This is a genomic window from Dyella ginsengisoli LA-4 (genome assembly GCF_000334915.1).
Lineage (GTDB): Bacteria > Pseudomonadota > Gammaproteobacteria > Xanthomonadales > Rhodanobacteraceae > Dyella_A > Dyella_A ginsengisoli_A.
This window is the reverse complement of record NZ_AMSF01000001.1, coordinates 1-23,883: the sequence shown is the minus strand read 5'-3', so window position 1 is coordinate 23,883 and position 23,883 is coordinate 1. Positions and strand designations below refer to the sequence as shown.

At 68.4% G+C, this 23,883-nt stretch carries 18 protein-coding genes; 7 read left to right on the top strand and 11 right to left on the bottom strand.

The genetic code is table 11. The features are described 5' to 3' along the window. Window positions 1-10: 10 nt before the first annotated feature. The 5 genes from C693_RS0100090 to C693_RS0100070 form a co-directional block, all read right to left on the bottom strand. Window positions 11-1,369 carry a peptidylprolyl isomerase gene (locus C693_RS0100090; protein ID WP_017460203.1) on the bottom strand — a complete coding sequence of 453 codons (1,359 nt, stop codon included), beginning with the start codon at window positions 1,367-1,369 and terminating at the stop codon, window positions 11-13. A gap of 39 nt (window positions 1,370-1,408) precedes the next feature. Further along, window positions 1,409-3,829 carry an LPS-assembly protein LptD gene (locus tag C693_RS0100085; protein ID WP_026107060.1) on the bottom strand — a complete coding sequence of 807 codons (2,421 nt, stop codon included), beginning with the start codon at window positions 3,827-3,829 and terminating at the stop codon, window positions 1,409-1,411. Window positions 3,830-3,951: 122 nt separating this feature from the next. Beyond that, a complete protein-coding gene (locus C693_RS0100080) occupies window positions 3,952-4,872 on the bottom strand; it encodes a histone deacetylase family protein (RefSeq protein WP_017460201.1) in 921 nt (306 codons plus the stop codon). A gap of 5 nt (window positions 4,873-4,877) precedes the next feature. Next, window positions 4,878-5,453 (bottom strand): cob(I)yrinic acid a,c-diamide adenosyltransferase, encoded by a 576-nt coding sequence (locus C693_RS0100075; protein ID WP_017460200.1) that lies wholly within the window; start codon window positions 5,451-5,453, stop codon window positions 4,878-4,880. A gap of 7 nt (window positions 5,454-5,460) precedes the next feature. Continuing rightward, complete coding sequence (locus C693_RS0100070) at window positions 5,461-6,054, bottom strand: hypothetical protein (RefSeq protein WP_017460199.1); 594 nt, start codon at window positions 6,052-6,054, stop codon at window positions 5,461-5,463. A gap of 129 nt (window positions 6,055-6,183) precedes the next feature. On the opposite strand from C693_RS0100070, the gene ubiH reads away from it, so the two are divergent. The 4 genes from ubiH (at window position 6,184) to C693_RS0100050 (ending at window position 11,227) form a co-directional block, all read left to right on the top strand. Next, window positions 6,184-7,407 carry a 2-octaprenyl-6-methoxyphenyl hydroxylase gene (gene ubiH / locus C693_RS0100065; protein WP_017460198.1) on the top strand — a complete coding sequence of 408 codons (1,224 nt, stop codon included), beginning with the start codon at window positions 6,184-6,186 and terminating at the stop codon, window positions 7,405-7,407. Then, window positions 7,404-8,618 carry a UbiH/UbiF/VisC/COQ6 family ubiquinone biosynthesis hydroxylase gene (locus C693_RS0100060; protein ID WP_017460197.1) on the top strand — a complete coding sequence of 405 codons (1,215 nt, stop codon included), beginning with the start codon at window positions 7,404-7,406 and terminating at the stop codon, window positions 8,616-8,618. The genes ubiH and C693_RS0100060 overlap by 4 nt, the downstream gene beginning before the upstream one ends. A gap of 28 nt (window positions 8,619-8,646) precedes the next feature. Beyond that, complete coding sequence (locus C693_RS0100055) at window positions 8,647-9,435, top strand: dienelactone hydrolase family protein (protein ID WP_017460196.1); 789 nt, start codon at window positions 8,647-8,649, stop codon at window positions 9,433-9,435. A 184-nt stretch (window positions 9,436-9,619) separates the two neighbouring features. After that, the gene (locus C693_RS0100050) at window positions 9,620-11,227 is read left to right on the top strand and encodes a tetratricopeptide repeat-containing sulfotransferase family protein (RefSeq protein WP_241762599.1); all 1,608 of its coding nucleotides are present in this window, start codon (window positions 9,620-9,622) and stop codon (window positions 11,225-11,227) included. Between the two features lie 142 nt (window positions 11,228-11,369). On the opposite strand, the gene C693_RS0100045 is transcribed toward C693_RS0100050, so the two are convergent. The 4 genes from C693_RS0100045 to C693_RS0100030 form a co-directional block, all read right to left on the bottom strand. After that, entirely contained in the window at window positions 11,370-13,808 is a 2,439-nt protein-coding gene (locus C693_RS0100045) for a GH92 family glycosyl hydrolase (RefSeq protein WP_017460194.1), read from the bottom strand. Window positions 13,809-13,845: 37 nt separating this feature from the next. Beyond that, the gene (locus C693_RS0100040; RefSeq protein ID WP_017460193.1) at window positions 13,846-15,288 is read right to left on the bottom strand and encodes a glycoside hydrolase family 125 protein; all 1,443 of its coding nucleotides are present in this window, start codon (window positions 15,286-15,288) and stop codon (window positions 13,846-13,848) included. Next, window positions 15,285-17,846 carry a beta-mannosidase gene (locus C693_RS0100035; protein WP_017460192.1) on the bottom strand — a complete coding sequence of 854 codons (2,562 nt, stop codon included), beginning with the start codon at window positions 17,844-17,846 and terminating at the stop codon, window positions 15,285-15,287. The genes C693_RS0100040 and C693_RS0100035 overlap by 4 nt, the downstream gene beginning before the upstream one ends. 209 nt (window positions 17,847-18,055) lie before the next feature. Beyond that, window positions 18,056-19,054, bottom strand: a complete 999-nt coding sequence (locus C693_RS0100030) for a polyprenyl synthetase family protein (protein ID WP_026107057.1) — start codon at window positions 19,052-19,054, stop codon at window positions 18,056-18,058. A 139-nt stretch (window positions 19,055-19,193) separates the two neighbouring features. Here C693_RS0100030 and C693_RS0100025 point away from each other — a divergent pair, with 139 nt between their 5' ends. Both C693_RS0100025 and C693_RS0100020 read left to right on the top strand, forming a co-directional pair. After that, window positions 19,194-20,420, top strand: a complete 1,227-nt coding sequence (locus tag C693_RS0100025; RefSeq protein ID WP_017460190.1) for an MFS transporter — start codon at window positions 19,194-19,196, stop codon at window positions 20,418-20,420. A 40-nt stretch (window positions 20,421-20,460) separates the two neighbouring features. After that, a complete protein-coding gene (locus tag C693_RS0100020) occupies window positions 20,461-21,432 on the top strand; it encodes a DedA family protein/thiosulfate sulfurtransferase GlpE (protein ID WP_017460189.1) in 972 nt (323 codons plus the stop codon). A gap of 9 nt (window positions 21,433-21,441) precedes the next feature. On the opposite strand, the gene C693_RS20670 is transcribed toward C693_RS0100020, so the two are convergent. Continuing rightward, entirely contained in the window at window positions 21,442-22,254 is an 813-nt protein-coding gene (locus C693_RS20670; protein ID WP_157798517.1) for a hypothetical protein, read from the bottom strand. A 240-nt stretch (window positions 22,255-22,494) separates the two neighbouring features. On the opposite strand from C693_RS20670, the gene ssb reads away from it, so the two are divergent. After that, complete coding sequence (gene ssb / locus C693_RS0100005; RefSeq protein ID WP_017460187.1) at window positions 22,495-23,043, top strand: single-stranded DNA-binding protein; 549 nt, start codon at window positions 22,495-22,497, stop codon at window positions 23,041-23,043. Between the two features lie 149 nt (window positions 23,044-23,192). Here the strand turns inward: ssb and C693_RS23400 are convergent. Further along, window positions 23,193-23,883, bottom strand: a 691-nt coding sequence (locus C693_RS23400; protein WP_206740652.1) for a hypothetical protein, incomplete at its 5' end; no start/stop codon positions are given.

Below are 23,883 nucleotides of genomic sequence, written 5' to 3'. Positions count from 1 at the left end.
GGTGGCGGGATCAGGCGGTGCCGTCGTCCGGCTGCCCGGGCGAGCGCAGCTCCGGCACGAGGATCCGGATGTACGCGCTGGCCTTGAGCTGGCGCAGGAAGTCCTCGTACGCCTGCTCGGCCTTGCGGTTGCCGATGGCCTGGCGAGCCTGGTTGCGGGCGATTTCGTCGGTACGGTCGGCCTGGCGCGTGCCGAGCAGCTCGATGATGTGCCAGCCCGCTTCCGTCTGGAACGGCTTGGAGACCTGGTCCGGCTTGAGTGCGGACAGCTGCTGCGCCACCGCGGCACCCCAGGCGTCCTGGGCGAACCAGCCCATGTCGCCGCCGGCATTGGCAGTGGTGTCGTCGGTGGAGTCGGCCTTCGCCAGCTTGGCGAAATCCTCGTGCTTGTTGACGATGCGCTGGTAGATGTCCTGCGCCTTCTGCTGTGCCTGGGCCGGAGTGATGAGCTCGCTCGGGCTGATCAGGATCTGGCGGGCGTGGTACTCGGTGATCACCTGCCGCTCGGGCTGCCGCTGACCGACCAGCTTCAGGATGGTGAAGCCGGTGGGGCCGCGCAGCGCCGGGGTGACGTCACCGGGCTTCATCGCAGCCACGGTATCGGTGAACGCCGGAGGGATCTCGTCCATCCGACGCCAGCCGAGGTCGCCGCCATCGAGTGCGTCCTGGGCATCGGAATAACGGATGGCCGCGGCGTTGAAATCCATGCCGCCCTTGATCGCGTTCAGGGCCTCGGAGGCCTTGTTCTGGGCCGCCTGGATATCGGCTGCGGTGGCGCCCGCCGGCACGCTGATCTGGATGTGCGCCAGGTGCACTTCACCGGCCTTGTAGGTCGGGCTGTTCAGCAGATTGTTGATCTCGCTGTCGGTGATCTGCACCGAGTCGCGGACCACGCTGTCGTGCAGGCGCTGCACGGTGAGCTGCTCGGCGATCTGACGCCGGAAGGCCGCATAGCTGGCGCCGCTCTGCGCGATGGCGCCGCGCAGCTGGTCCACCGTCATGTGGTTCTGCTGGGCCACGCGGCCGACCGCCTGGTCCACTTCGCCGTCGGAGACCCGGATGCCCTGGTCATTGGCCTTGTTGACCTGCAGTCGCATCAGGATGAGGCGCTCGAGCACCTGGCGTTGCAGCACGTTCAGCGGCGGCAGCTGACCGGGATTGCTGGCGTACTGCTGCTGGATGGCACGAACCGCATCGTCCAGCTCGCTCTGCAGGATCACGCCGTCGTCGACCACCGCCACGATCCGGTCCAGCGGCTGTTCGCCGGAGTTCGCGCTGGTCTGGCTGGCCGGGGCAAGGAGCTGGGCATGCGCGGGGGAAACAGACGCGGCGACGACCGCGAACAGGAACAGCGCGAGAGATTGCTTCATCAGAACGGTGCCTTGGATCGCCGTCAGGCGATGGACAAATTATTGATATCCCAGAATAGCACGCCGGAAAAAGTCCTCGGCCTGACCGTTGAACGCGCCCAGGCCCTTGAACTGCAGCTCGAACATCACCGCATTGTTCGAGGGGATTCGTTGCGATGTGCTGCCTATGGGAGCGTACTGGCTCACGTAGTGCCGCCCGACCACACTGAAGATCACGCAGCAGCTCTCGTACTGGACACCTGCCAGTGCTTCCACCGTGCGGCGATCCTTGACCGAATAGGTCCACCGTCCGAGCAGGCGCCAGCGATCCGAGACCGGATAGACCGTGGATGCGTCGTATTGTTCCAGCAGCACGGAGGTGCTGCCCGGCGTACGGCGGAACCGGTACGAGAAGTTCAGGACGCCGTCGGTCTTGATCCGGCGCTGGATCTGGAAGGTGCCAAGATCGACCTGGCGCGTGTTCGGGCTCCACTGGTAAGCGGTGCTGGCCCGCCACTGGTCGTTGAGCTGGACGTCGGCCTGGGCCACGTAGTCGGAGCCGGTCCAGTCGGTGACCTTTTGGCCGGGCAGCTTTACCCGCTGTGGATCAAAATAGCGGATCTGCCCCAGGCTGGCGGAAAACCGCTCGACACCGTTGTCGTCGAGCAGCCGGGTGGTCAGGGCACCGGTGAGGTTGTTTGCGTTCATCTGCCGGTCGGCGCCCGAATACTGATTCGGAGAGAACAGCTGCCAGTAGTCGAAATTCATCAGCCGCGTGTCGAACAGCGGCAGGTCGTCCTGGTTCCGGTAGGGGATGTAGAGGTAGTAGAGCCGGGGCTCCAGGGTCTGCGTGTAGCCTGTTCCGAACAGCGATGTGCTGCGATCGAAGATCAGGCCGGCATCCAGACTCGCGACCGGGAGCGAGCGCGATGGGTCTTGGCTGGTGAATGGCGACTGCTGATTAGTTCCGAGCCGCCCGCCGAAGCCGTAGTGTTGAAAATTGTCGTCCAGCTGGTAGGCGGTGTAGCGATAGGCCAGTCGCGGTCGCACGAACCACGCCGCTCCCTGCCAGTCCGCTTCCAAGTACGGATACAGGTCGGCGCGATTGCCGCTGATGTATCCGCTTTTGCGGAAGGCGACGGTCTCGTTGTTCATGCCGAACTCGAGCCAGTTGTTGAGCGGCACGTCGAGATTCAGGGTGCCACGCGGCCAGCGCCGGTACTGGAGAGAGTTGTCGTTGAGATAGGGGTCGGTGTTCTGGTAGGCATCCACGCCCAGCGAGGCGCTCCACCAGCTCCCCGATCCGAGAACGTAGGCGTTGGAGGGGATGAAGTTGGTTGCGTTGGTGTAGAGGTCGTTGCTGAAGTCCCGCAGGTAGTTCTTGTCCGACACCCGATTGACGCTGGTGGTGAACACCCAGCCCGGCCAGAGGCGGGTGGTGTCGCCGAACTTGTACAGGTAGCGCTGCTTGCCCTGGGTCTCCAGCCCCGAGCCGTCCAGGTTGGGGCCATGGTCCTTTGCCACGTACTCGAAGTCGAGATGGCCGGTTGTCCCCGGAAGCAGATAGCGGAACTGGCCGGCCAGCATCGCGCCGCGCTTGGTGTAGGTGCGCGGCTCCAACGTCGCATCGTAGTTCGGCGCCAGATTCAGGTAGTACGGCACGCTGACCATGAAGCCGGAGTGGCTGGAGCTGCCGAACGTGGGCGCCAGAAAGCCGCTCTTGCGCCGGTTGTCGATCGGGAACGTGAGGTACGGCAGGTAGAAGAACGGCACGTCGGCGAAACGCATGACGGCGCCATGGGCCACGCCCACTCCGGTCTCGCGGTTCAGGGTGAGTCGGTTGGCGCTGAACTCCCACAGTCGGTGGCCGACATCGCAGGTCGAATAGGTGACGTCCCGATAGTGGCTGTGCTGCGCGTCGGTCAGAACGGCCTGCTTCGCCACGCCATTGCCGCGCGATTGCAGCAACTGGTAGGTCACGTTGTCGGCCACGCCGCGCTTGGCCGTGTTGTTGCCCTTGATGCGATCGGCGGAGAGCAGCTCTCCGGCTTCCTGGTAGCGCACGTTGCCGCGGGCATCGTAATCGGTGGTCTGGTCGTTGTAGTCGACGCGATCGGCACGCAGCAGTTGATCGGCGCGCTGCATGCGGACCTCGCCGGTGAACCGGTAGACCGACTGGTTGGAGCTGTCCGCGCGCTCGGCGTGGATATCCGTGTTGGCGGTATCGCGCCCGGAGCTGTCCAGTGGCAGCGTCGGGTCGTAGAACGACAGCAGTGCGTTGGGGCGGCACATCGCGTAGCTGATCGGACGGGCCGGACAGAGGAACGAGCCGAGCGGGCAGCTGACCTGTTCCGGAGCGCGCATGTTGCCGGGCATCGGCGTCTGGCCGGTGGCGGCATCCGCTTCGAGCGGTGCGCCGAGCAGGGCAAGGGCGGCAGCGACCGCCAGCAGGCGGCGCGGAGGCAACGGGCGCGGCGTCATCGTCACGATGGCAGTCTTTAGGCGGAAATGGCCCGTTAAGCTAGCAGAAACGTCCCGCAGCCGGCAGGCTCGGAGGCGTCGAAAGGGTCTGCGGATTCAGTCGCAGGCCGCCTTTGCCGAGCTCAGTAGAGCAGCGCCTCGACGTGCGCGGCGGCGCTGGCGGCCAGCGCGCGCAGGTCGTATCCGCCCTCGAGGCTGGACACCAGCCGGCCACCGGCATGTGCATGGGCCAGTTCGACCAGCTGGTGGGTAATCCACGCGTAGTCTTCGGTACCCAGTCGCAGGTCGGCGAGCGGGTCGTCGCGGTGCGCGTCGAAGCCGGCCGAAACCAGCACCAGCTGCGGCTTGAAGGCATGCATGCGCGGCAGCAGCTCGTGATGCCAGGTCTCCCGGAATTCCATCGAGCCGGCGCCGGCCGGCAGCGGCGCGTTGACGATGTTGCCGACGCCGCGTTCGTGCGCGAAGCCGGTCTCCGGGTACAGCGGCGACTGGTGGCTGGATACGAACATCACCCGGGGTTCGCGCTCGAAGATGTCCTGCGTGCCGTTGCCGTGGTGCACGTCGAAGTCGGCGATCAGTACGCGCTGCAGGCCATGGGCAGCGATGGCATGCGCGGCCGCCACGGCGATCGAGTTGAACAGGCAGAAGCCCATCGCCTGGCCGGGCGTGGCGTGATGGCCGGGAGGGCGCACGGCGCAGAATGCCCGGGACGCCTGGCCAGCGAGCACCGCGTCGACCGCGGCGCAGGTGGCGCCCGCGGCACGTAGCGCGGCCTCGTCGGAGTCCGGCGACATCCAGGTGTCCGGATCCAGCTGCACGCGGTCTTCCCGGGGTGCACTGCCGAGCACGCGGTCGACGTGGGCCGCGTCATGCACGCGCAGCAACTGCTCGCGGGTGGCGCGCGGCGCCTCGACCCGGTCCAGCGTGGCGAAGCGGTCGGCGTCCAGCGCCTGCAGCACGGCCTTCAGACGCAACGGCGATTCGGCATGCCCCGGACCGGGGTCGTGTCGCAGGCAGCTCGCGTGCGTGTACAGGCGGAGCATGGAAATCAGGCAGCGGGAGGGGCGGGTTTGCGCCGGCGCTCGTGCTGCCACAGCACTTCGCCGTGGCCGCTGGCGCGGGCCAGCACCCGGCACAGCACGAACAGCAGGTCGGAGAGCCGGTTGAGATAGCGCGATGCCTGCGGACGGATGCTTTCCTCGCGGCCCAGCGCCACCACCTCGCGCTCGGCGCGACGGCAGACGGTACGCGCCAGATGGCAGCACGATGCAGCCATGCCGCCGCCGGGCAGGATGAAGTCCTTCAGTGGCGGCAGCGGATCGTTGAAACGGTCCAGCACCTGCTCCAGGCGGGTGATGTCGGCGTCGTCGATCATCGCCATGCCCGGGATGCACAGCTCGCCGCCCAGATCGAACAGTTCGTGCTGGACCTGGGTCAGCGCCTCGGCGATGTCGTCGGGAACGCCGTCGCAGGCGAGCACCATGCCGACCGTGCTGTTGAGCTCGTCGACGGTGCCGTAGGCGGCGACGCGCAACGAGTCCTTCGGCACCCGCGAGCCGTCGCCGAGGCCGGTGCTGCCGTCGTCGCCGGTGCGGGTATAGATCTTGGAGAGACGGTTGCCCATGGCGGCCTCAGCCGGCCAGCTTGGTCCGCGAGCTGTCGGCGGTACGCGCCAGCAGGGTCACCAGCACGTGGAACACGGCGCCGATCGCCACGTACATCGCCGTGGTGCCGAGGAAGGGCAGGTACCAGTCGCCAAGGTTGGCGAACCAGCCGTCCATGCTGCGCACGGCGGCCGTGACCGGCGAGAGCCAGTAGAAGCTGCCGTTGGACAGCAGGTAGCACACGCCCTCGCTGACCAGCAGTGCCAGCGCGGCCAGGCCCAGGCTGGAGGCGCGCAGGCCGGCCTGGTGGCGGGCCAGCCAGCTGCCGCCCAGCCACAGTGCGAGGTAGGACGGCACCAGGAACCAGTAGCCGACCGAGACGCAGTAGTGGCTCCAGAAGCTCAGGCCCTGGCTGGTGATGGCGAAGAAGTCCACCAGCACGGCCAGCGCCATCAGCAGCGGGAACGCCCAGCGCACGGAGCCGCGCAGCCAGAAACCGGCCAGGAAGAACACGCCCCAGGACGCATCCGGGATCGCATCGAAATGGTGCAGGCGCGTGGCGCCCATGACCAAGGCAAGAAGAGTGAAGATGCCGAGGCGCTGGGTCTGCGTCATGGCCATGAAGGGCTCCTGGGAATGCGGCGAAAATCGACCCCCTAGTCTAGTCTGGCGCCCGGCGCTTGGCGACCCGGCCGGGCGCGACGCCCCACCGCTGCGGGAACCGTCGGCCGGGCGCGTATCATGCGGCGGATGAACCTGAACGACCCGGCCGCTCCGCGCGGCGTCCTCATCGTCGGTGGCGGGCTGGTGGGCGCCAGCCTGGCCATCGCACTCGATGCCGCCGGTGTGCCGGCGACCCTGCTCGACACCGCGCCACCGCGTCGCACCGCCCCGGCCAGCTACGACGAGCGCAACCTGGCGCTGGCCCGCGCCACCGTCAACGGCCTGCGTGCGCTGGGTGTGTGGCCGCATGCCGAGGCGCGCGCCACACCGATCACCCGCATCCAGGTCAGCCGCGCCGGCGAGTTCGGCACGGCCCGGCTGGATGCCGCCCGCCACGGCGTGGACGCGCTGGGCTGGACTTTGCCGGCACGCGAGCTGGGCGAGGCGCTGGAGCGTCGGCTGGAGAGCTGCCGCACCCTGGTGCGCATGGCACCGGCCACGCTGGAAGCCATGGAGTCGGTCGAGGGTGGCTGGCGCGTCACCGTGCGCACGGCCGACGGTACCCAGACGCTGGACGCCGCCCTGGTGGTCGGCGCCGACGGCACCGAATCCTTCGTGCGCGAGCGGTTGGGGATTGCCGCCGAACGCCACGACTACGGCCAGAGCCTGTTCGTCTGCACCATCACGCCGGAGCGTGATCCGTCCGGGCGCGCCTTCGAGCGCTTCGGCGACGACGGCCCGATCGCCCTGCTGCCGCTGGCCGAGCGGCGCGCCGGCCTGGTGCTCACCGTGCCGGCCGAGCAGGCGGACGCGATCGCCGCGCTGGACGATACGGCCTATGCGGAGCTCGCCCAGCAGCGCTTCGGCGGCAAGCTGGGGCGCCTGTCCCGGCCCGGCCGGCGCCAGCCCTGGGCGATCCGCCGTGTCGCGGCGACGCGGCTGGTTGGACCGCGGGCGGTGCTGGTCGGCAACGCGGCGCAGACGGTGCACCCGATTGGCGCACAGGGTTTCAACCTGGGCCTGCGCGATGCGCTGACCCTGGCCGAGCTGGTCGCCGAGGCCGCCGATCCCGGTGCCCCGGTGCTGCTGGAGACGTACGCCGCACGCCGCGCGCCCGATCGCGAAGGCACCATGACGATGAGCCACGGCCTGGTGCAGCTGGCCTGCCTGCCGCAGCCGCTGCTGGCGCCGTTCCGCTCGCTGGCCCTGCTGGCCTACGACCGCGTGCCGCCGCTGCAGCGCCTGCTGGCCCGGCGCGGCATGGGTTTCCGCGGCGACCCGCCGCGCGCCGTGCGGGAGCCGCTGCCATGAGCCGGCTGATTGGACGGGAAGAAGGCGTGCGCCGCCGCGGCCCCGCGCTGGACGTGGTGGTGGTGGGCGGCGGCATGGTCGGCGCGGCCACCGCGCTGGCGCTGGGCCGGGCCGGTTTCGCCACCGCGCTGGTCGAGTCGCGCGAGCCCGCGCCGTGGCAGAGCGAACACGAGGTCGACCTGCGCGTGGTCGGCCTGGCCGCGTCCTCGATCCACCTGCTGGATGAGCTGGGCGTGTGGCCGGCGATCCGCGACGCACGCGCCTGCCCCTACGAGCGCATGCATGTGTGGGATGCCGCCAGCGGCGCCGCGATCGATTTCGACGCCGGTCGCGAGGGCCTGGCGGCGCTGGGCTACATCGTCGAGAACGCGCTGGTGCAGTCGACGTTGTGGCAGGCACTGGACGGCACCGGCGTGCAGCGCGTGTGCCCGGCCGAGGTGGCAGGTTTCGAGTCGCGCGATGACCGGGTCGACGTGGCGCTGGCCGATGGCCGCACGCTGGCCGCGCGCCTGCTGGTCGCCGCCGACGGTGCCGGCTCGCCGCTGCGCACGATGGCCGGCATCGACACCCGCGGCCGCGACTACGCGCAGCGCGGCGTGGTTGCCCACGTGGCGACCGAGCGGCCGCACGAACACACCGCGTGGCAGCGCTTCCTGCCCGGCGGTCCGCTGGCACTGCTGCCGCTGGCCGACGGGCGCAGCTCGATCGTCTGGTCGCTGCCCGAGGACGAAGCTGCCCGCGTGCTGGCGCTGGACGAAGCAGCCTTCTGCGACGAGCTGGGTGTGGCGATCGACTTCCGTCTCGGTCGCATCACCGGCAGCAGTGCGCGTGCGGCGTTCCCGCTGCGCCTGCAGCTGGCCGAACGCTACGAGGCAGCGCGCTTCGTATTGCTGGGGGATGCCGCCCACGCGGTGCATCCACTGGCCGGACAGGGCGTGAACCTCGGCCTGCGCGACGTGGCCGAACTGCGCGAGACCCTGGTCGATGCGCGCAATGCGGGCCGCGACATCGCCGCACCGCACGTGCTGCGCCGCTACGCGCGCCGCCGGCGCAGTGCCGACACGCTGGACGCGCTGGGCTTCGATGCGCTGGGCCGGATCTACGGCTGGCAGTCCGCGCCGCTGGTTGTCGCCCGTGCGCTGGGCGTGCGGCTGATCGACCGTTTCGCGCCGCTCAAGCAGCGGCTGGCCGATCACGCCGCCGGCCGCTGAGTTTTCCCTTCCACCAAGGAGTCATCCCATGCGCCTGCTTCGGTTTGCCTCGCTGCTGCTGCTTGTCCTCGGTCCGGTTGCCGCCCACGCGGCGATGGTGCACAAGACGGTGACCTGGACCCGGGACGGGACCACCTTCAAGAGCGTGCTGGTCTACGACAACGCGACTTCGGCCAAGCGCCCCGGGCTGGTGATGGTGCCGAACTGGTACGGTGTCAACGCCATGGCCGTGAAGAAGGCCGAGATGATCGCCGGCTCGCGCTACGTGATCCTGGTTACCGACCTCTACGGCGAGGGCGTACGGCCAACCAGCAATGACCAGGCCGAGGTCGCGACCAAGCCCCTGTATGCCAACCGCCCGCTGATGCGTCAGCGGATGAACGAGGCACTGGCGCAGCTCAAGGCGCAGGCCAAGGATGCGCCGATCGACCTGACGCACCTGGCCGCGATCGGCTTCTGCTTCGGCGGCACGGCCGTGCTCGACCTGGCGCGCAGCGGTGCCGACGTGGCGGCGGTGGTGTCGTTCCACGGTGGCCTTACCACCGACGATCCCGCCCTGGCGAAGCAGATCAAGGCCCGCGTGCTGGTGATGAACGGCGCCGACGACAGCTGGACCATGAAGGATGCCGATGCCTTCATGAACGAGATGCGCGGCAGCCCGGCCGACTGGCAGTTCGTGGTGCTCGGCCACGCCGTGCACTGCTTCACCGAGACCGACCAGCACAGCCCCGGCTGCATGTACGACGCCCGCGCCGCCGCGCGCAGCTACCGGCTGATGCACGACTGGCTGGATCACGCGTTCGCCGGCACCGACTAGGTCCCGGGTCACCGGACAGCGTTGCCCCTGGCAAAAGCGCATCGGACGGCGCGGGATCCGGATGGCCGGGGGCGGGGTGGTTGCCACGATTGCGAGGTGATGTGCGTGGCGTCCGACCGGCAACAGGCGGCCGGTTCCCGACCTGGACCGCGGCGGCAGGCATTTGCCTTGGCGCAGAAGCACGATGCAACATCTGCCGATGACAATCGACCCCCTTCACGCGTCGGAGGATCGCCTTCGGCGCCGGGCGCGGCAGTACATTGAAAATCGCCAGCTGGTTGCTGCGCAGGCAACACTCGAGACCCTGCTCGAGCGGGTGCCCCACGATGCCGTCGCCCGCATGCAACTTTCCGACGTGTTGCTCGAACGTGGCCAACTGCGCGCATCCACCAGGGAACTGCTGGCAGTCATGTCCGGGCTTCCCGATGATGCCGCGCTGCTCACGGAGCTGGCCCGGCGCCTGTGCATCCGCGGCGAAACCATTGCGGCTCGGGCTTGCCTTGAGCATCCCTCGATCGCGCACGAATCGTCAGCCTCGTTGCTCGCCGTGCAGGCCCACCTGCGCTGGATGCTCAATGAGATTCCTGCGGCACTTGTCCTGCTCGAGCGCGCAATGGCTGCGGGTGTCGACACGCCGGACGAGCACTACCTGCACGCCATGCTGCTTCAGTTTTCCGGTCAGTTGGAGGCGGCAGGGGCGGTGCTCGAGACGTGCTTGCGCCGCTGGCCGACCTTCAGCGGTGCGGCGATGGCGCGAGCTCGCCTGCGCCGGCAGACCGCAGGATCGAACCACATCGACTTCCTTCGGGCACAGCTTGGCCGTATCCCGGTCGACAGCCATGTCGCCGCGGACAATCTTGTACGTGCCGAATTCGAACACGCGCTCTTCAAGGAACTCGATGACCTCGGGCAATACGCCGAGGCCTGGTCGGCGCTGGAGCGCAGCAACGCAATCATGCATGCGCTCAATCCGTACGATGCTGCCGGTGAAGCTGCAGTCACGGACGCGATCATTCGCCTGCCCCTGGCCGGTCCGGCCGTCAGCACGCAGCTGCCTGAGTTCGGTGGCCCCATACCCGTCTTCATCGTTGGCATGCCCCGGTCCGGGTCGACCCTGCTCGATCGCATGTTGTCGAACCATTCGGAGGTGGTTTCCGCGGGGGAGATCAATGAGCTGCTGCGTCAGCTGCAGTGGCTCGCGGATGTGCCCGATGGCGGCGTGCAGCGCAGGGTGGAGCTCATCAATCGCAGCAGGGACATCGATTTCAAGGAGCTCGGAGCGCGCTACCTGAGGCAGACTCAGTGGCGCGCGCAGGGACGTGGGTACTACATCAACAAGCTGCCGACGAACTTCCCGTTCGTCGACATCATTCACCGAGCATTGCCACATGCCCCGATCCTGCACATGGTGCGGGAACCGATGGACGTGTGCTTTTCCAATCTCAAGGCCATGTTCGGCAATACCTCGGCCTACAGCTACGACCTGGCGTCGCTGGCGCATTACCACGGGCAGTACGTTCGTCTGATGAGACATTGGCACGCCACGCTCCCCGGTGCCGTGCTCGATGTTTCATATGCCGCGCTGGTCCAGCAGCCGGAGAGGGTGATGCGCGAGGTGCTGGCGTATTGCCGGCTGGATCTGGAAGAGGATTGCCTGCACCCCGAACGCAATACCGCACCGGTGGCGACGCCGAGCAGCGCTCAGGTTCGCGAGGCCATCCACAGCCGTGGACTCGGTGAGTGGCAACATTACGCTGCGCAACTGGAGGCGCTGCGGCTGGCCCTGGCCTGATCGCCGGTTTCTTCGGTCGGACCGGGCGCGAAGCGGCGTTCACCGTCGAGGGATGGCTGAACAGGAAGCCCCGGGAAACCCCGGGGCTTCAGGCATGGGGCCGCGCGCTTCGCCAGGCTCTCCGCGGGCGGATGCAAGCGTATTAAACCTGCATCGATGGCGGCCGGTCCGCCACGTCACGACCGAATGCCGGGTTCGGGGTGCGGCCCATGGTGAACACCAGATGCCCGCCCCTGGCCAGCTCGGCATGACCGATCCAGCTGCGCGTCCACGGCTGGCCGTTCCATGTCACCGACTGGATGTACGGTGCGTCCTGGCCGTTGCCCTTCGTCTCGATCACCAGGGTGCGGTCGCCGCCCAGGGCGAGTTCGGCGCGGTCCAGCAGCGGGCTGCCGAACACGTAGTGGGTGCTGACCGGGTCCACTGCATACAGGCCGAGCGCGCCGAGCACGTACCACGCGCTCATCTGGCCGCAGTCCTCGTTGCCGGCCAGACCGTCGGGCGCAGCGCGGTACATGGTGTCCAGCAGCATGCGCACGCGCGACTGCGTCTTGTGGTGCGCGCCGGCGTAGGCGTACAGGTAGGCCACGTGGTGGCTGGGTTCGTTGCCGTGCGCGTACTGGCCGACCATGCCGGCGATGTCCGGTGGCGCGTTGCCGGACAGCGAGGGGGGCGCGTTGAACAGGCCATCCAGCTTGGCCTCGAACGCCTTGTCGCCACCGAACAGCGTCATGTACTCGGCCAGGTCGTGCTGGTTGAGGAAGGTCGCCTGCCAGGCATTGGATTCGGTGAAGTCGCGCCACTTGTCCGAGTGGCCGACGGCATCGGGCGAGAACGGCTCCAGCCACTTTCCGTCGGCGCCGCGAGGACGCACGAAGGTGACCGACTTGTCGAACACGTTGCGGTAGTTGCGCGAACGCTCGCGCAGCGCCTTCGCCTCATCGTGCGCACCGGCCGCGTCGGCGATGTGTGACACGGCCCAGTCGTCGTAGCAGTATTCCAGCGTCTTGCTGACCGCCTCCCAGTCCTTGTCGCTGGGGATGTAGCCGAGCTTGCGGTAGTACGGCAGGCCGCGGTAATCGTCGACCATGGCGCGCTGGCGGAACAGCGGCCAGGCGCTGGCCACGTCGATGCCGGGGAAGCCCTTGGCGATCGCCTCGGCCACCACCGAGGCGGAGTGGTAGCCGATCATGCAGCCGGTCTCCACGCCCTGCAGCGGCCACACCGGCGGGCCGTCCGGGCTTTCCGCGGCCATGCGGATCAGGCCGTTCACCAGCACCGGTACGCGCTCGGGCTGCACCAGCGTGAACAGCGGATGCAGCGCCCGATAGGTGTCCCACAGCGAGTAGGTGCTGAAGTTGTGCTGGCCTGCATCGAGCTGGTGGATCTTCGCGTCCATGCCGCGATAGCGGCCGTCGACGTCATCGAACAGCGTGGGCGCCAGCATGGTGTGGTAGAGCGAGGTGTAGAAGATCCGCTTCACCTCGTCCGATGGCGCATCGATGCGGATGCGCCCGAGTTCGCTCTCCCATGCGGCCAGTGCCCGCGCACGGGTCCCGTCGAAGTCCCAGCCGGGCTGTTCGCGTTCCAGGTTGCGCAGCGCGCCGTCGATGTCGACGCCGGAGAGGCCGACCTTGACCAGCAGCGGCGCCTCGCCCACCTCGTCGAAATGCAGCGCCGCCTTCAGGTGCGTGCCGCGGGCTTCGCCGGTATCGCCCTGCGAACGGTCGTCGCTGAACAGTTCGGCGCGGACGAATGGGCGTGAGACCTTCATCGCGAAGTGGATGGTCCGTCCGTTGGCCCACTGGTGTACGCGGCGCGAGCCGACCAGGGTGTCGTGGCCGACCATGCGCAGGGTGGCGTCGCTGACCTTGCACGGGGTCTTCGGGTCGTCGTGGAAGCCGTGCGCCAGGTCCACCAGCAGATGGCCCTTGCCCGGGCGATGGAAGGTGTAGCGGTGCAGGCCGGTGCGCTCGGTGGCAGTGAGCTCGGCGAGGATGTCGTGATCCTGCAGGCGCACCCGGTAATAGCCGGGATGTGCCGTTTCCTCGGCCTGGCTGAAGCGCTGCCGATAGCCCTTGCCCGGCGTGATCACGGCGTCGACCGGCAACTGCTGCGGCTTGCCCGGTGCCGGCGGCAGGTCGTAGCGCGAGTGGTAGTTGATGTCCGGCCGGCCGCGGTCGCCCGGCTCGAGTTCCACCGGACCCTGCGCCGGCATCACCAGCACGTCGAGCATGTCCGAGGCACCGGTGCCGGACAGGTGGGTGTGCGAGAAGCCCATGATCGAGCCGTCGCCCTGGTGGTAGCCCGAACAGGCGTCCCAGCCGGCGTCGTGGGTGTCGGGGCTGAGCTGCACCATGCCGAACGGCACCGAGGCACCGGGATAGGTGTGGCCATGGCCACCGGTGCCGACGAACACGTCGACGTAGCGGGCAAGTCCTGCGCCCTGCGCCGCGTGGGATGCCGGCGCGTGCAGCGCGTCTCCCAGCGCGGCCGCCAGTGGCGTCGTGCGCGCCAGTCCGGTGCCGAGCAGGGTGAGGGCGGTGGCGGAACCTTGCAGGAAGCGGCGACGGGTCACCATGGTGCTGTTTCTCCGTGGGCGGGGAGGGTGGGATGGCTCAGGCCTGCAGCAGCCGCGGGCGCTGTTCGGCCAGCGTGACGATCAACTCGCCGAACAGGCTGTTGGCCCAGGCAAACCAGGGGCGGGTGTATTTCGACGGGTCGTCCTGGTCGAACGCCTCGTGCATGAAGCCGGTGCCGGCATGGGTGGTCTTCAGCCAGTGCAGGCACTGCGCGATCTCGCGGTCGCTGTCGCTGGTCAGTGCGCGCATGGTGATCGACATCGGCCAGATCATCCGCAATCCCTGGTGAGGGCCACCGATACCCTGCGCGGCCTTGCCCTCGAAGAAGTACGGGTTGCGGTTGCTCCAGGCCAGCGCACGGGTGCGTCGGTAGCGTGGGTCATCGGCAGCGCAGGCGCCGAGGTAGGCCAGGCTGGACAGGCTGGGCGAATTCGCGTCGTCCATGAACACCTGGTTGCCGAAGCCGTCCACCTCGTAGGCCCAGACGTCGTCGTTGCCGGTCAACGGACCATGGCGGTGCAGCGCCTGTTCCACCTCGTCGGCCAGCGCGCGGCAGTCGTCGGCGAATTGCCGGTCGTGGTGGATGGTGTCGCTCATCGTCGCCAGCTGCCGCAGCGAGGTGACGGCGAAGAAGTTGGACGGCACCGACAGCGGATACAGGCAGGCGTCGTCGGAGGGGCGGAACATCGAATGGATCAGTCCGACCGGCCGGGTCGGGTTGCCGTAGCCACTCAATGGCGGGTTCTCCGAGGCCACTTCGGACAGGCGCTGGAAGTGGTACGGGCCGCGATCGTGCTTGCGCTGCTGGGTGCGGAAGGTGGCGAGCACCGCGTGCATGGCCGCGCGCCAGTCGTCGTCGAACGGGGCCGTGTCGCCGCTCGCCTGCCAGTAGCCGTGGGCCAGGCGGATCGGCCAGCACAGCGAATCGATCTCCCATTTGCGCTCGGCCACGCCGGGGCGCATGTCGGTGTCGTCGTGCAGCGCCCAGCTCAGCGCGGCGCGGCTGCGTGGGTCGGGCAGGAAAGCGTTGGCGTAAGGGTCGATCGCGATGCAGCGGGCCTGGCGGTGGATCAGCCCGCGGTAGAGCCGCTGCAGCGCCTTGTCCCCGCGCGCCAGCGGCAGGTAGGGCCAGACCTGGGCGGACGAGTCGCGCAACCACATCGCGTCGATGTCGCCGGTGACGATGAAGGTGTCCGGTCGACCGTCCAGGGTGTCAAGGTGCACGGTGGTATCCAGCGTGTTCGGGTAGCAGTTGCCGAACAGCCAGGCCAGTTCCGGGTCGCCGATCTTCGCCGTGGTCTGTGCCAGTTGCCGCTCCACCGCGGCGCTGGTGAACAGGCGTTTGGCCGGCGGCGGGCGGTGGCTGGCGTAGCGAGGGGTGGTGGCTGCGGCCTGCCCCCGGGCGAAGCCGGTGCCCGAGGCCAGTCCACCGGCGGCGGCGCCGGCGAGCTTGAGCAGGGTGCGGCGGGTCATCGTCATGGCGTGGTTCCATGCGGCAGGGTGGCGTCGACCAGCGAGCGCAGGTGCATCGCCCGGCGCAGCGTGTCGGGCGTATCGCGCGATGTCACCCGCAACGTGACGCGTTCGCCGGGGAGCAGGTCGATACCGTTGTCCGACAGCGTGGCGTCGAGGTCGCCGAAGTCGATCCATACGGCGCGGGCGAAGCGTTTGGCCTGCAGTTCGAGAACGAGGCCACGATCGTCCCGCCGCAGCGTGGCCCTGATCTGCGGATCGGGCAGGACCAGATCCACCGCGCGGCGGAAATACAGCAGATGGCGCGAAAGCACCTGGCCGTCGGCGACCAGATCGAACACTGCCACGGTGCGGCGCGGGTCGGCGCCGTGCAGCAGGTCGGCATCGGCGAGGTCGTCGATGCGCGTGCTGGCCAGCGGCGGCAGCGTCACGGCGCGCATGGTGTCCGAGACCATCGTACCGTTCACGTCGAGCACCCGCGTGCGCAGCTGCGCGGCGAGCGGCGTGGTGCGGTCGGACACCAGGAACACCGCGGTACGCCCGTCCCGGCGCAGCGGCACCACGCGCACCGGTGCGTAGAAGTGCCGGGCGCGGAACTGCAGCGCCTTCCAGCCGCCGTCGACGTCGATGCTCGACCACGACGCCCCCGGCCACACGTCGTTGAGCTGCCAGTACAGCGCGCCCATGCTGCGCGGTCGTGCGCTGCGCAGGTGGTCCACCGCCAGTTCGATGCCGTCCGCCTGCATGACCTGGCTGAGGTAGGCGAACGATCCGAAATCCTTCGGCTCGCCGTAGCCGCGACGCACGTAGAGCAGCAGCCGCTGGTTGCCGTTGCCGTGGTCGAATTTCTGGTGTGCTCGCATCACCGGCGAGTCGATCGCCAGGTCCTGCGGCGTGGCGAACGTCCGGATCGTCGCCATCGCGGGCAGCGACTGCAGGCCGAACTCCGACTGGAAGCGCGGTGTGGTCTTCAGGTAGTCCTCGACCGGTGCCGAGCCACCCCACACATCCCACACGTGGGCATCGCCGCTGTCCGGGCTGTTGGCCGCGGCGCCATCGTCGCTCTCCGGCGAGCCGGGCCAGTACGGCACGTCGGCATCAAGCTGAGCGGCGACCTCGTGCAGGGTGCCGTCGAACAGCGCATGCATGCCCTGTTCGATGCGCATGCTCTCGGCCGGGCCGATGCGCCGCCGGAACGCCTGCCGGTCGCCCCAGCTCTCCCAGCTGGTCTGCACTTCGTTGTTGCCCGACCACAGCACGATCGACGGATGGTTGCGCAGCCGGGTCACCTGCTCGATCGCCTCCTGCTTCACGTTGGCGCGGAAGGCGGCATCGGGCGGCGGGATCGCTCCGCCGAACATGAAGTCCTGCCAGATCATCAGGCCGCGGCGGTCGGCCATCGCGTAGAACGCATCGGGCAGGTAGGTGCCACCGCCCCACACGCGCAGCATGTTCATGTGCGCGTCGCGCGCATCGTCCAGCAGGCGACGCATGCGGGCGTCGGTGGTGCGCGAGGGCAGGGAGTCGAACGGCACCAGGTTGGCCCCCTTGGCGAACACCGGCACGCCGTTGACCACAAAGGCGAAGCTGCGACCCCAGCGGTCGGGCGTGCGGCGCAGCTCGATCGAACGCAGGCCGATCTCGCGTTGCTCCTGCGCGACCACGCGGTCGCCGACGGTGACTTCGGCCGACATTGCGTAGAGGTTCGGCGCGCCGTAGCCGGCCGGCCACCAGCGTTGCGGATGGGCGATGGTCAGTGGCAGGTCGAGCTGCTGCTCGCCGGCGACGAGCTGCACCGCGCGCGTGGCCGAACCCTCGCGACCATCGGGTGCGCGCCAGTGCACGGTGAGCTGCGCCGGGCCCGCGGCATCGGCGCGGATCGCGAAGCCGGCGCGCAGTTGTGCCTGGTCGGCGTCGACGTGCAGTTGCGCCACATGGAAATCGTCCAGTCGCCAGCCGCTCCATGCTTCCAGCCGCACCGGCTGCCAGATGCCCTCGGTGATGATCCGTGGGCCCCAGTCCCAGCCGAACTGGTAGGCCGCCTTGCGCACGTAGTTGGCGACCTGGCGACCGGGAGGTTCGTCGCCAAAGGCGGAGTCGAACTCGCCGGGCAGCGCGTAGGGCTGTTTCGCCAGCCACGGCTGCAGCCGTGTCACGGGCGAGTGGAAAGTGATTTCCAGCGTGTGCTCCGCGGCCCGGTCGAGGCCGTCGAGCGGTACGCGCCAGTGCCGGAACATGTTGTCCGCGTGCAATACCGGGCGTCCGTCGAGGGTGACGTCGGCCAGGGTGTCCAGGCCGTCGAACACCAGCGCGAGATGGCGCTCGCCGCGCAGCGCGGGATCGACGGTGAAACGCCGCCGGTACTGCCAGTCGGCCAGTCCGACCCACTGCACCTTCGCTTCGTTGTCGCGCCAGTCCGGGTTGGGCAACTGGCCGTGGGCGAGCAGGGTGGCCTGCACGCTGCCCGGCACGGTGGCGACCTGCCATTGGGCGCCTTCCGGATGCGCCTTTGTCGCCGGTGAGCCGGGCGCGAGGCGAAGTTCCCAGCCGTGATCCAGGCGCATCGTGCGAAGCGCTGTTGGACCGGCCGTAGCCAGGCCCGGCAGCAGCCCTGCGAGCAGGGTACAGGCACACCGTCGCGCGAAAATTTGGATCGATCTGATCTCCATTCGCCAGACCCTGCCACAGATTCGTGTCGTCGGGGGCAAATGGCGTCAAAGGGCTGTGCGAAGCCCTTTTCGGGGCCGTCGATGCGCGGCCACGCGGTGCCGGGTCAGTGCCGGCGTTCGACCGAGTAGTCGGCCAGCGCCAGCAGCGCGTCGCGATGCGGCGAGTCGGCCAGTCCGGCCAGCGCCGCGCGGGCGGCGCGGGCGTGCTGCAGGGCGCGTTCATGGGTGCGTTCGAGCGCGCCGGAATCGCGGATGGCGGCGACGATGCGGTCGAGCGAATCCAGCCCGCCGTGTTCGATCGCGTGGCGCAGCGACTGTGCCTGCTCGGGGCTGGCTTTCTGCAGCGCGTAGATCAGCGGCAGGGTCGGCTTGCCCTCGGCGAGGTCGTCGCCGATGTTCTTGCCCAGCGTGTCGGCATCGCTGACGTAGTCGAGCAGGTCGTCGGCGATCTGGAAGGCGTAGCCCAGCTCCATGCCGTAGCTGCGCAGCGCGGCGACCTGGTCGTCCGGCAGGCCGCCGAGCAGGCCGCCGAGCTCGGTGGCGGCGGCGAACAGCACCGCGGTCTTGCGCTCGATCACCGCCAGGTAGGCCGCTTCGTCCACGTCGGCGTTGCCGATGTTCAGCAGCTGCAGCACCTCGCCTTCGGCGATGGTGTTGGTGGTGTCGGCGAGGATGCGCATGATGCGCATGTCGTCCAGTTCGACCATCAGCTGGAACGAGCGCGAGTACAGGAAGTCGCCGACCAGCACGCTCGCCGCGTTGCCCCACAGCGCATTGGCGGTCTTGCGGCCGCGGCGCAGGTCGGACTCGTCGACCACGTCGTCGTGCAGCAGCGTGGAGGTGTGGATGAACTCGATGATCGCCGCCAGCTTGGTGTGCTTGTCGCCGCTGTAGCCGGCCGCGCCTGCCGCCAGCACATGCAGCATCGGTCGCAATCTCTTGCCGCCGCCGGCGATGATGTGTTCGGCGATCTGGTTGATCAGCACCACGTCGGATGACAGGCGATGGCGGATCAGCGCATCGACGCGTTGCATGTCGCCGGCGGCCAGCTCGCGCACTCGGGTGAAATCGTCGGGGCGGGGGGCGTCGGCGGGCATCGGCATCTTTGCGGTCAGGGTGGTCACAAGCGCCCGATTATAGGGCGGGCGCAGGATCGCGCGATGGCGCGACACGTCACCACAACGGCCAATCCGGTCACGACTCGTATAATCGCCGGATACCTTCGCCGATCTGGAACCTCCCGTGAGTGCACTTTCCCGACTCGAGCGCCGCAGCGCATTGACCCTGGCCTGCGTGATCAGCCTGCGGCTGTTCGGCCTGTTCCTGATCATGCCGGTGTTCTCGGTGTACGCGCAGACGATGCCCGATGCGTCGGACTGGCTGATCGGCATGGCGCTGGGCGTCTACGGCCTGGGCCAGATGCTGCTGCAGATCCCGCTCGGCATGCTGTCCGATCGCATCGGCCGCAAGCCGGCGATCACCCTGGGCCTGGGCGTGTTCATCGCCGGCGGCCTGGTTGCCGCGGCCTCGCATACCCTCGTGGGTATCGTGATCGGTCGTGCCCTGCAGGGCATGGGAGCGGTGGCCGGCGCGGGCACCGCGCTGGCGGCGGACCTTACCCGCGAGGAGAACCGCTCCAAGGTGATGGGCATCATCGGCGTGTCGATCGGCATGGCCTTCCTGCTCGCGCTGATCCTCGGGCCGCCGCTGGAAGCGATCGACGGTCTGCCCGGCCTGTTCGCCGCGACCTCGCTGCTGGCGCTGTTCGCGCTGATCCTGCTGTGGCTCATCGTGCCTACGCCGGAGCGTTCGAAGGCGCCTGCGGCGAGCAGTTTCGGCGGCGTCGCCTCGATGCTGGGCGACAGCCGGTTGATGGTGCTCAATGGTTCGGTGTTCTTCCTGCACATGCTGCTGACCGCCAGCTTCGTCGGCCTGCCGCTGCTGCTGGTCAACCAGCTGCACCTGCCGGTGCAGAAGCACTGGGAGCTGTACCTGCCGGTGATGGTGATCGCCGCGCTGGTGATGGGCGGGATGATGCACCGGATGAAGGAAGTGGCGCAGAGCCTGCGCATCGTGCAGGCCTGCATCGTGGTGATCGGTGTCGCGCTGGTGCTGTTCGCGCTGGGGGGCGATCACGTGCTCCTGCTCGGCGTCGCCGCCACGCTGTTCTTCTCGGGCTTCAACCTGCTGGAGGCCTCGCTGCCGAGCCTGGTCTCGCGGCTGGCGCCGGCCGAGCTGCGCGGCGCGGCGATGGGGGCGTATTCCACCAGCCAGTTCGTCGGCGCCTTCGTCGGCGGTGCGCTGGGCGGTTACGCGCTGGGGCGGCTGGGTCCGGCCGGCGTGTTCGCCTGCGCCGCGGCGATGACCCTGCTGTGGCTGCCGCTGGTGGTGGTCGGTGCGCGCCGGATCGCCGCCCGGGCGGTCGTTGCCGAGGCCGATTGCAAGACGGGCCTGTCGACCCAATCATGACGTCCTGCGGCCGGTTGCGGCCGCGCCAGGGACGTCGCGCATGGCTCATGACCTCATTGCGCTGATCGCGCACTACGGCCTGTTCGTGGTGTTCGTCAACGTGCTGGCCGAACAGGCCGGCGTGCCGGTGCCGGCGGTGCCGACCCTGGTGGTCGCCGGCGCGCTGGCTGCCGGGGACCGGCTGCCGCTTCCCGGCGTGTTGCTGGCGGCGCTGGTGGCCAGCCTGATCAGCGACACCGGCTGGTACCTGGCCGGTCGCCGCTTCGGCGGCGGCGTGATGCGCACGCTGTGCCGCATCTCGCTCTCGCCCGACTCCTGCGTGAAACAGTCCGAGCTGCGCTTCCAGCGCTGGCGCGGGCGCATGCTGCTGGTGGCCAAGTTCGTGCCGGGGTTGTCCACCGTGGCGCCGCCGCTGGTCGGCGCGATGGGCCTGCGCCCGGGCGCTTTCCTGCTGCTGGACGGCCTCGGCTCGCTGCTGTGGGCCGGCGCAGCGGTGGGTGTGGGCTATGTCTTCGCGCCGCAGATCGACCGGGTCATCGACGCGATCGAGCAGGCCGGAGTGGTCGCCCTGCAAGGGCTGGCCGTCCTGCTGGTGCTCTACATCGTCGTCAAGTGGTGGCAGCGCCACCGCCTGCTGGTCTCGCTGCGCATGGCGCGGATCTCGGTCGAGGAGCTCAACGACGCCATCGCCGCCGGACGCAACCCGGTGGTGGTGGACGTGCGTTCGTCCGCGGCGCGACTGCTGGACGGGCGCGCCATCCCCGGCGCGCTGCTGGCCGACCTGGAGGGCGTTCACCTGGCGCTGGCCGACGTGCCGCGGGACCGCGAGCTGGTGATCTACTGCAGCTGCCCGAACGAGGTCTCGGCGGCCAAGGCCGCCAGCCTGCTGATGTCACTGGGTTACCGCAACGTGCGGCCACTGCAGGGCGGGCTGGAGGCCTGGCAGGAGGCGGGTTACCCGGTGGCCACCCTGTCGGGCGAGCGCGGCGGAGCGCACGACCGCGCCGCCTGAGCCGCCCGCTCAGGGAATCGGGCAGCGGCCGTCCAGCGGTTCGACCCGTGCCGCGTCGAGCGACCCGGGCGTGGCCGGGTGCTCCGCTGCCGGATCGAACACGATCCGTGCCCGAACGTTGTCGCCGTTGCTGCCCCTGATGTTGGCCAGTCCGACGAACTGCAGCAGTTCGCGGTTCGCGGCGTCGTACGCCACGTCGATGTGGGGCAGGGCGAAGCCGATCCAGCTGGCCAGCCCCAGCCGGTAGCGACGGGCCGGCCGCCCCTCGACCAGCGCGTCGTCGAGGCGGCGCACCTTGAAGTCGAGTGCGCCCAGGCGGCTGGGGATCAGGAATGGCACCGTCTCCGCATCGCCGCGGCCGAGACGGTCCCAGTGCTGGCGGATGTAGGCGTCGAAGCCGGCGTCGATCACCAGATCGGGCGAAGCCGGCAGTCTCGCGCTCCGCTCGGTGGCCCCGCCGCCCGGCTGCACGAACACGACCCGGCCGTCACCGGTCCGGCGCACGCCCTCGCGGTAGCCGCTGCGGCCGTCGGTCAGCTCGAAGTCCGGCGCCTGGGCCGGCCCGTCCTCGCGCAGCCACTTGCGCGCGAACGGCCGCCCATCGGGGCAGCGATACAGCACCAGTCGGGCGGGAACGCCGTGGTCGGCGTAGAGCCAGTGGCTCTCGGTGTACATCAGGTGACCGTCTCCGGTGGCATAAGCCCGGCCCTCGAGCTGGCGGATGCCGGTGCCGCCCGTGGGCGCGGCGCCCGTGGCATGGCCGGCCGAAGCCGCAGACAGGATCAGGCCCGCGAGCACGGGCAACAGGGGGATGGTCCTCAAGGTCGGCCTCCACGCCGGCGGGAGCAGGTGGCGCCATGGTCATGGCGCTGTCCAACGTGTTTACGCGCGCCGCTGCGCCGCGGATGCGGCGGGAGATGCCGGCCCGGGCTCGGGCCGAGCCGCGGCGGTGGGCTCGGGCTATGATAGGGGGCCATTCCGGAGCCGGCCGACGCCGGTGACCCGGTCATCCACGACCGCCGGCCGGCCTCCCGGGCCGGTCAAGCACAGCGAGGTAGTTCCATGGCACGTGGCATCAACAAGGTCATCCTGGTCGGCAATCTGGGCGCCGATCCCGAGGTGCGCTACACCGGCAGTGGCACCGCCATCGCCACGCTCAGCGTCGCCACCTCCGAGAGCTGGACCGACAAGCAGAGCGGCGAGAAGCAGGAGCGCACCGAGTGGCACCGCGTGAAGCTGTTCGGCCGCCTCGCCGAGATCGCCGGCGAATATCTGAAGAAGGGCCGTCAGATCTACATCGAGGGCTCGCTGCGCACCGACAAGTACACCGACAAGCAGGGCGTGGAGCGCTACAGCACCGACATCGTGGCCAGCGAGATGCAGATGCTCGGTGGCGGCAGCGAAGGTGGCATGGGTGGCGGTGGTGGCGGCGGCTACCAGCAGCGTGGCCAGGGCGGCGGTGGCCGTTCCGGTGGCGGCGGCGGTGGCGGTTACGGCGGTGGTCGTGGTGGCAACAACAACGACTTCCAGCGCGGCGGCAACGACATGCCTCGGCAGGCGCCTGCTCCGGCGGATGCCGGCGGTTTCGACGACGACGACATTCCGTTCTAATTTGCACCACATCCCGGATTTATCGTGTAATCAAAAGGCCATGATTTTCATGGCCTTTTTTTCGCTGATAGTGGGACGAATGGTGTTTGAAGGGGTGTCGGGGCACCCGCTGAAGCGCTCACCTCCGCGACGCTTCAAATTGACATTGGCTAGTGAAAAAAGCACATCCTTTTTTCCTTGAAGTCCACATAGAGGTTGTGTCCATAGAAAAAAGGCATGCCAATATTGAAGTCTACGGCGCCGAATTGGTAGTTTGCTTCAACGGTCATTGGCCCTGAATATTCTTTACCAAGAAACTCAAGTCTGCCCTCAATTTCTCCCTGATCTATTGGATGAAGTCCACTTGAGTCGGCCGCGTAACCTCGTTTGATGCCAAGGACCGGAATACGGAAGTGCTTGACGGCCCACCATGTCGGCGAGACCTTGGCCGTCGCGTTTCCCGTGTCTAGAATTGCGACGGCGGGCTGTCCGTTATAAAGCGTCCCGCCTGCTTTGACTCCAATAATGTCTCCAAATATGTTCGAGGAGACTGTGAAGCGATTTTTGCAGTCTGCCTCTGGCGGCTTCCCGAAAAACAGTTTTTCCTTCGTGAAAGTAAGTGACGGAAATTTCTGAAGTACATCTAATCCCAAGATGCCATCCTCAGCGGCATTCGAGTCATCCTTCGAGACATGTATTGATGCATCCCTAATAGTCAACCCTGCAAAACTCAGGGTTTGCACGAAACCAAGCTTAGTCGGGGTCTTGATGCCTGTGATGCTAGCGACGTCCCCCCACTTTTGAGTAGCACCGTGGTTTGGAGTCCAATCCCCCAACTGATGGAGATTGGACGTGAAAAAG